The organism is Actinoallomurus acaciae, from assembly GCF_042429965.1.
Taxonomy (GTDB): domain Bacteria; phylum Actinomycetota; class Actinomycetes; order Streptosporangiales; family Streptosporangiaceae; genus Actinoallomurus; species Actinoallomurus acaciae.
In genome coordinates this window covers 1-7559 of sequence record NZ_JBHLZP010000397.1, presented here as the reverse complement: position 1 = coordinate 7559, position 7559 = coordinate 1, and the positions used below count along the sequence as shown (strand labels likewise).

The following is a 7559-nucleotide window of genomic DNA, read 5'->3' as shown; positions in this document are numbered from 1 at the left end:
CCCAGTGCGAACAAGCCGCCGCGACCAACCTCAAACGCGTCCTGCGCCCCGCCGAAAACGACTGGACGGCCCATCCAGGCACCGCCCGGATGACCACATTCCTGGAAACCAAAACCGTCTGGCACCCCGTCGGCATCTGACCCGGCCCACCCCTTAATAGCAAGCCCCAGGGACACGGCGAGCGCCGTGACCCCAGTCCGCTCATCCCTGAAACAGCATCCCCAGAACAGGAGGCCCGCCATGGAACCGAACGGTGTACTCGTCGTCGGCAGCATCACCGCGGACGTCACGGCGTTCAGTCAACGGCTCCCGAACCGCGGGGAGACGGTGCTCGGCGACGACTTCACCCTGGTTCTCGGCGGAAAGGGAGCCAACCAGGCCGTCGCCGCGGCCCGCGCCGGCGCGCCGACGTGGATGGCCGCGTGCGTGGGACGGGACCCGTTCCGCGAGATCGTCCTGTCGGGGCTGCGCTCCCACGGCGTGGAGCTGAGCGAGGTCCGTACGGTCGAGGGCCGTACCGGCGTGGCGCACATCCGCGTCGACGCCTCCGGCGAGAACGACATCGTCATCACTCCCCTGGCCAACGCCGACCTCAGCACCGAGATGGTGGACGAGAGCATCCGGGCCACCCAGGGCTCGGTCGGCGTGATGCTCCTCCAGCTCGAGGTCCGGGCCGAGGTCACCTGCCATGCCGCGAAGGCCGGCGCGGCGGCCGGGCTGACGGTCGTACTCGACCCGGCTCCGGCGCAGCCGCTGCCGGAGGACGTCTGGCGCCACGTCGACATCGTCACGCCGAACGAGAGCGAGGCCCAGGCGCTGACCGGCGTGGAGGTCGACGGCCCCGGCTCCGCCGTACGGGCGGGAGCCTGGTTCCTCGAACGCGGCGTACGGCACGCGGTCATCACGCTCGGCTCGGCCGGCGTCGTGTCCGTCACGGCGGAGAGAACCCGCCACTTCCCGGCGTTCCCCGTCACTCCGGTCGACACCACCGCGGCGGGCGACGCCTTCACCGGCTGCCTCGGCGCCGGCATCGCCGCCGGCCTGCCGGTCGACCTCGCGATCCAGCGCGGCACCGCCGCCGGCGCCCTGGCCACCACGCACCCCGGCGCCAGCCCGTCCCTTCCGGACCGGCAGGCCGTCGACGCACTCATCACCACTCTGGAAGGAGCCGCCCAGTGAGGCGCAACGGCGGAACCCTCAACGGCCAGCTCGCCCGGGTGATCTCCGAGACGGGCCACACCGACCGGCTCGTCGTCACCGACGCGGGCCTGCCCATCCCGTCCGGCGTCGAGCGCGTCGACCTGGCTCTCCGCGAGAACCTGCCGCGCTTTCTCGATGTCCTGGACGCCGTACTGGACGAGGTCGCGGTCGAGGCGGTGCTGCTCTCCGAGGAGATCAGGCAGGCCAGCCCCGAGATGCTCGCGCAGATCGAGGAGCGCTTCGAGCGCCTGGGCGTGGCGCTGGAGTTCGTCCCGCACACCGAGTTCAAGCGGGCCACCGGTACCGCTCGCGCCGCCGTACGGTCCGGCGAGTTCACCCCGTACGCGAACGTGCTGCTCACCGCGGGCGTCGTGTACTGACCGGGAGACTGACATGCGCATTGAACTGGCCGACGTGCACAAGTCCTTCGGGGACAACCATGTGCTGCGCGGCGTCGGCTTCCAGATCGCCCCGGGCGAGGTCCTCGCCATGGCCGGGGAGAACGGCGCCGGCAAGTCCACGATCACGCGGATCGTCTCCGGCGCCCACCAGCCCGACTCCGGGCGGATTCTGATCGACGGCACGCCCGTCGTCCTCAAGGACCCGCAGGCCGCGATGGCACACGGCATCGAGGTCATCTACCAGGAGTTCCAGCAGAACCTCTTCCCGCACCTCAGCGTGGCGGAGAACATGTACGTCCTGGACCGCGAACGCCGGTTCGGCCGCGTGCTCGTCGCCAAGCGGCGGATGGTCGAGGCGGCCGAGGCGGCGCTGCAGAAGCTAGACGTGCACCTCGACGTACGCCGGCCGGTCTCCGGCCTCAACGTCGCCGAGCGTCAGATGGTCGAGATCGCCAAGGCCATGACGCACGAGCCGTCCCTGCTGATCCTGGACGAGCCCACCGCCGCGCTGGACGAGCGCGAGTCGGAACGGCTGTTCACGCAGGTACGGCGGCTCAGGGACGCCGGCGTGTCGGTGATCTACATCAGCCACCGGATGGATGAGGTGTTCGACCTCGCCGACCGGATCGTGGTCCTGCGCGACGGGCGGGTGACCCTCGACGATGCCGTGGAGGACCTTGAGACCCGGCAGGTCGTCACGGCAATGGTCGGCGAGGGCGTGGACGACTTCTACCCCAAGGAGCGCAACGCCACCGATCAGGTCGTGTTGGAGACGGACGGCGTGACCGGACCGGACTTCCACGGCGTCGACGTCCAGGTCCGTGCCGGTGAGGTGCTCGGCATCGGCGGCGTCGTGGGGTGCGGGCGCAGCACCCTGCTCCGGGCGCTGTTCGGGCTTGAACCGATGACCGGCGGATCGGTGACCATCGACGGCTCCCCCGTACGCGTACGGAGTCCGCGCGAGGCGATCGAGAGCCGCATCGCCTACCTGTCGCCGGACCGGCAGGCCGAGGGGCTGTGCGGCGCGCTGTCGGTGGAGGCGAACGTGTCGCTCGCCTCGCTGCACCGTTTCACCGGCGTGAGCGGGGTCGTACGCAGGGCCGGCGAACGCACCGAGACCGGCGCCGTCATGACCGACCTGCGGGTACGGGCCGCGTCGCCCGCCATGGCCGTCGGTTCGCTGTCGGGCGGAAACCAGCAGAAGGCCCTGTTCGCCAAGTGGGTGATGGCCGGCCCCCGGGTCCTCCTCATGGATGAGCCCACGCGCGGTGTCGACGTCGGAGCCAAGACCGAGATCTACCGCATCATCAACAAGCTCACCGCCGACGGTGTCGCCGTCGTCCTGGTCAGCTCCGACCTGCCCGAACTCGTGGCGATGTCCGACCGCGTGGTCGTGATGCGCGAAGGCCGGATCGTCACGGAACTGACCGGCGACCGTGTCAACGAGCAGTCCATCCTCGAGCACGCACTGGTAGGTGCCGCATGAACCTCAAGTCCCTCGCGAGCCGGCTGCGCGCCGTGTGGATGCTGCTGCTCGTCGGAATCATCCTCACCATCGCCTCGCCGGTCTTTCTCACGAGCACGAACCTGCTCAACGTCGGCCTGGCCACCTCCGTCGCGGCGCTCCTGGCGGTCGGGCAGACGTACGTCATCATCCTGGCCGAGATCGACCTGTCCGTCGGCGCGGCGCTCGGGTTCTCCGCCGTCGTGACGGCGCAGATCCTCCGCTCGGACGGGCTCCTCCCGGCCCTCGCCGCCGGTGTCGCGGTCGGCGTCGCCGTCGGTCTGATCAACGGGCTGCTGGTCACCAAGGCCCGCATGCCCTCGTTCATCGCGACGCTCGCCACCATGTCGGTACTCGGCGGCCTGAGCCTGCAGCTGACGTCCGGCAACCCGGTCGCGGTGACCGACTACACGTTCCAGGGCATCGGCCAGAACCGGCTGGCCGGTATCCCCGTCCCGGTGCTGATCATGCTCGTCGTGTTCGCGGTCTTCGGTTTCGTGCTCGCGCGGACCCGCTACGGCCGCTTCGTGTACGCCACCGGCGACAACGCCGAGGCGGCACGGCTGTCCGGCATCCGCACCCAGCGGGTCAAGGTGCTCGCCTTCGTGATCAGCGGTGTCCTCGCGGCGCTGGCGGGGTTCATCCTCACCGCCCGGCTGTCCACCGCGGAGCCGACCGCGGGCACCGGCCTCGAACTCGAGGCCATCGCCGCGGTGATCATCGGTGGCACCAGCCTCGCCGGAGGCCGCGGCACTCTGCTCGGCACCCTCGTCGGCGCCCTCGTGCTGGGAGTCATCGACAACGGGATGAACCTGCTCGACGTCTCGCCGTTCCTCCAGGACGTCGTCAAGGGCCTGGTCATCCTGTTGGCCGTCTTCCTCGACCGTAACCTCGACGCCCTCCGCGGGCTCGTGACCAGACGCAGCGGACCCGGCGACGCGGCGTCCTCCTCGACCACGCCCGAACTCGCCCGGCAGTGACCCCCATCGCAACGAACGAAGGAGCCCCCACCATGCGTATCGTCCGTTCCGTCATCGCCCTCACCGCGGCGGCCGCGCTCTCCCTCACCGGCTGTAGCCGGGGCGGCGGCTCGACGGCCACCGGCGGCAAGGCCGCGTCCGGCAAGAAGGACGCGACCATGATCATGAGCACCCTGAACAACCCGTTCTTCGTCAGCGTGAAGAACGGCGCCCAGGCGCAGTCGGCCAAGCAGGGCCTCAAACTGGCCGTGCAGAACGCCGACAACTCCGACGCGACCGCCCTCAACCTGAGCACGACCGCCATCTCCAAGCAGGTCGGAGTCCTGATCCTCGACCCCGTCAGCAGCCAGTCCGCGACCTCCGCGGTGAACCAGGCGAACTCCTCGAACATCCCCGTGATGGCGTTCGACCGCAAGCCGTCCGGTGGAAAGCTCACCTGCTTCGTCGGCTACGACGCGGTCGAGGCGGGACGCAACGCCGCCGACGCGCTCGCCAAGTCCCTCGACGGCAAGGGCAAGGTCGCGGAGATCCAGGGCATCCTCGGCACCAACGTCGCGCAGGACCGGAGCAAGGGCTTCGAGGAGGAGATCGCCAAGTACAAGGGCATCACCGTCGTCGCCAAGCAGTCGGCCGGCTTCGACCGCGCCAAGGCGCTCAACGTGATGACCAACGTCCTGCAGGCGCACTCCGACATCGACGGGGTCTACGCCGCCAACGACGAGATGGCGATGGGCGCGCTGTCCGCGCTCAAGGCCCGCAACCTCGCCGGCAAGGTCGAACTCGTCGGCAACGACGGCATCTCCGACGCACTCGCCGCCATCGCCTCCGGCCAGATGGCGGCGACGAACGCCGAGTCGCCGTACGCGCTCGGCCAGAAGGTCAGCAGCCTCGCGAGCGACATCCTGGCGGGGAAGCAGGTCGACACCGAGGAGACGCTCCACGGGAAGCTGATCACCAAGGACAACGTCAAGGAGTACGCCAAGTACCTCGTGGGACTCGGCGACACCGCGGACGTCCCCTCGTCCCTGCGCTGACGCGGAGGGCCCGCTCAGCCCATCGTGGCCGGCGGGCCCTTGACGATCGCCGTGCCGCGCCTCCCACCCGCGGTGCGCACGTGGTCCAGCACGTGAGCGCGGTCGGAGGCGCCGTACTGGATTCGTTCCGCGTGCTCACTCATTCGGCATGGCCGGTCGCCCGTGCGCGACACGCGACTCCGATCCCGGCGCCCAGGCCGAGCAGAGCGCCGATGACGAGCAGCGCGAACGGCTCGAGGATCACCGCGCCCACCGCCCCGCTGTCATCCGTGGAGGCGTCGGCACCGGCGACCGACACGGCATACGCGATCGCGAACCAGAACACCCACGAAAGGCAGCCGACCGGGGCGGCACAACCGATCTTGAGCCACGAACCGATCCGGGGAACCCACCGGCCGAGCACGAATCCGAACGCCACTGTTCCAGCCGCGCCGATGGCGGGCAGCAGGATACCGGCCAGGGTCAGGATATGAACCGCGCCCGGCCAACTCTTGCGGTGCGTGACGATGAGCGCCAAGACCGGCATCCAGCCGCCCACCAACACAAGCCAGCCGGCGAACACGCCCCATATCCATACGGGCGGGCGACGATCGACCACACCCGGGTCGTCCGCCGTACCGGGCCGAGGTGGTAGATCTTCCATGCGCGCCCTCCCCGCAGCCGCCGCACTGAATGTTGGACGCTTCGGCCCGTAGCCCGGATTGCGTCATCGGGCGTAAGGACACCGACGGCCAGACCGCGACCACGTGTCACCCATGGGTGATGGACTTCCGCAAGCGACGACTCGCCGGGAACGGGAAAATGTCGGAGCAACGGCGCGGAGAGGATGACCGGGTGCGGGTGTTCAACAGACGGTTCGCCACCGCGACAAGGCGGCTCGGACACACCGAGACCGCGGTGCGGCTGGCCGGGGTGTACGCGCTGGCCGGTCTGGCCGACGACTGGCCGGAGAGCCGGCAGACCTGCATCGATGAGCTGTGCGCCTACCTGCGGATGCCCTACGAACCTCCCCCGGAGGCCGGCCCTCCGGCCGCCGAGCAACTGGCGTTCGGCGGCAGCCAGGAGGTACACCACGCCGTCATCTCGATCATCACCGCACACCTGCGCGACGACGCTCGGGTCTCCTGGCGGGGCCATGACTTCGACTTCACCGGTGTCCGCTTCGACGGAGGCGACTTCAGCGGCGCGGAGTTCTCCGCCGGCACCGTCGACTTCAGCGACGCCGTGTTCTCCGGCGGCACCCTCGACTTCACCGGCACCGTGTTCTCGGGCGCCACCGTCGACTTCACCGGCGCCGGGTTCACCGGCGCCACCATCGACTTCACGGGCACGACCTTCTCCGGCGGCACCGTTCACTTCGTCGCCGCGGAGTTCTCCGGCGGCACCGTCCTCTTCGGCGACGCGACGTTCTCCGGCACCACCCACTACTTCATCACCGCGACGTTCTCCGGCGCCTCCATCGACCTCACCGGCGCGACATGCTCCAGCGGCGCCCTCGACTTCGCCGGCGCGGAGTTCTCCGGCGGCACCATCGGCTTCACCGGCGCGGCGCTCTCCGGCGGCACCATCGGCTTCACCGGCGCGGAGTTCTCCGGCACCATCGCCCACTTCAACGACGCGACGTTCTCCGGTGGCACTCTCGACTTCACCGACGCGAAACTGTCCGGCGGCGCCCTCCACTTCACCGACGCGGAGTTCTCCGGCACCGCCGTCGTCTTCACCGGTACGGAGTTCTCCGGCAGCACCGTCGACTTCAGCGACGCGACGTTCTCCGGCCGCCGGGGCGGCCTCGGCAAGGGCATCGCCACGGATCCGCCCGCAGGTCTGCTGCTGCCTCCCGCATAGCCCCCGCGCCGAAGCGGCCGCCCCTGCACGGCGACTTCGCTGGAGGCTCGTACTCCCTCTGGCCTGCCGTCTATGGTGGGCCGATGGCGTCGGTCAGGCAGATCCAGATCACCTTCGACTGCGCAGACCCCGAGCGCGTCGCCCGTTTCTGGTGCGACGTGCTGGGGTACGTCGTACCGCCGCCACCGGAGGGGTTCGCCACGTGGGACGATTTCGATCGCGCGCTGCCACCTGAGCGTCAGGGCTCGGCATTCGCGTGCAGTGATCCCTCAGGCGTGGGCCCGCGGCTGTTCTTCCAGCGCGTTCCCGAAGGCAAGGTCGTCAAGAACCGGCTACACCTTGACGTACGGGTCGGCACCGGGCTCATGGGCGAAGAGCGCCTGGCCGCACTTGAGGCCGAATGCACACGACTGGTCACACTCGGCGCGGTACGCGTACGACTGCTGCCCGCCGATGGCATCGACGAATCCTGCCTCGTGATGCAGGACATCGAGGGCAACGAGTTCTGCCTCGACTGACCACCCTCGCCGCACGCCTGGCCTAGGGCGTGTTTCGAAGCCCCGCCCTCCCAGACACTCCCCGCCCTCCCAGACAC

9 protein-coding genes are annotated in these 7559 nt (G+C 69.7%); 7 read left to right on the top strand and 2 right to left on the bottom strand.

From position 1 onward, the window contains the following. Positions 1–240: 240 nt before the first annotated feature. From ACFFNX_RS36010 to ACFFNX_RS35990, 5 genes are read left to right on the top strand one after another with little or no spacing between them, the layout of a single operon-like run. Positions 241–1179 (top strand): ribokinase, encoded by a 939-nt coding sequence (locus ACFFNX_RS36010; RefSeq protein ID WP_378210465.1) that lies wholly within the window; start codon positions 241–243, stop codon positions 1177–1179. Continuing rightward, a complete protein-coding gene (gene rbsD, locus ACFFNX_RS36005; RefSeq protein ID WP_378210464.1) occupies positions 1176–1580 on the top strand; it encodes a D-ribose pyranase in 405 nt (134 codons plus the stop codon). The genes ACFFNX_RS36010 and rbsD overlap by 4 nt, the downstream gene beginning before the upstream one ends. 13 nt (positions 1581–1593) lie before the next feature. Next, on the top strand, positions 1594–3087 hold the full coding sequence (locus ACFFNX_RS36000; RefSeq protein WP_378210463.1) for a sugar ABC transporter ATP-binding protein: 1494 nt from the start codon (positions 1594–1596) through the stop codon (positions 3085–3087). After that, positions 3084–4085: an ABC transporter permease gene (locus ACFFNX_RS35995; RefSeq protein ID WP_378210461.1), complete on the top strand. Its 1002-nt coding sequence runs from the start codon at positions 3084–3086 to the stop codon at positions 4083–4085. The genes ACFFNX_RS36000 and ACFFNX_RS35995 overlap by 4 nt, the downstream gene beginning before the upstream one ends. A 32-nt stretch (positions 4086–4117) precedes the next feature. Then, positions 4118–5119, top strand: coding sequence for a substrate-binding domain-containing protein (locus ACFFNX_RS35990; RefSeq protein WP_378210459.1), 1002 nt, complete (start codon positions 4118–4120; stop codon positions 5117–5119). A gap of 14 nt (positions 5120–5133) precedes the next feature. Here ACFFNX_RS35990 and ACFFNX_RS35985 read toward each other — a convergent pair whose 3' ends face one another. After that, the gene (locus ACFFNX_RS35985) at positions 5134–5262 is read right to left on the bottom strand and encodes a hypothetical protein (protein WP_378210458.1); all 129 of its coding nucleotides are present in this window, start codon (positions 5260–5262) and stop codon (positions 5134–5136) included. After that, positions 5259–5681 carry a hypothetical protein gene (locus ACFFNX_RS35980; protein ID WP_378210457.1) on the bottom strand — a complete coding sequence of 141 codons (423 nt, stop codon included), beginning with the start codon at positions 5679–5681 and terminating at the stop codon, positions 5259–5261. Before ACFFNX_RS35980 ends, ACFFNX_RS35985 begins: the two co-directional genes overlap by 4 nt. Positions 5682–5920: 239 nt before the next feature. Here ACFFNX_RS35980 and ACFFNX_RS35975 point away from each other — a divergent pair, with 239 nt between their 5' ends. Both ACFFNX_RS35975 and ACFFNX_RS35970 read left to right on the top strand, forming a co-directional pair. Beyond that, positions 5921–6964 carry a pentapeptide repeat-containing protein gene (locus tag ACFFNX_RS35975; protein WP_378210455.1) on the top strand — a complete coding sequence of 348 codons (1044 nt, stop codon included), beginning with the start codon at positions 5921–5923 and terminating at the stop codon, positions 6962–6964. Between the two features lie 83 nt (positions 6965–7047). Further along, positions 7048–7482: a VOC family protein gene (locus ACFFNX_RS35970; protein WP_378210453.1), complete on the top strand. Its 435-nt coding sequence runs from the start codon at positions 7048–7050 to the stop codon at positions 7480–7482. Positions 7483–7559 lie beyond the last annotated feature (77 nt).

Bases quoted from the DNA above. Each gene is read 5' to 3' on its own strand.
- ACFFNX_RS36010 (WP_378210465.1), top strand. From the start codon at position 241: ATGGAACCGAACGGTGTACTCGTCGTCGGCAGCATCACCGCGGACGTC.
- ACFFNX_RS36000 (WP_378210463.1), top strand. From the start codon at position 1,594: ATGCGCATTGAACTGGCCGACGTGCACAAGTCCTTCGGGGACAACCAT.
- ACFFNX_RS35995 (WP_378210461.1), top strand. From the start codon at position 3,084: ATGAACCTCAAGTCCCTCGCGAGCCGGCTGCGCGCCGTGTGGATGCTG.
- ACFFNX_RS35990 (WP_378210459.1), top strand. From the start codon at position 4,118: ATGCGTATCGTCCGTTCCGTCATCGCCCTCACCGCGGCGGCCGCGCTC.
- ACFFNX_RS35985 (WP_378210458.1), bottom strand. From the start codon at position 5,262: ATGAGTGAGCACGCGGAACGAATCCAGTACGGCGCCTCCGACCGCGCT.
- ACFFNX_RS35975 (WP_378210455.1), top strand. From the start codon at position 5,921: ATGTCGGAGCAACGGCGCGGAGAGGATGACCGGGTGCGGGTGTTCAAC.
- ACFFNX_RS35970 (WP_378210453.1), top strand. From the start codon at position 7,048: ATGGCGTCGGTCAGGCAGATCCAGATCACCTTCGACTGCGCAGACCCC.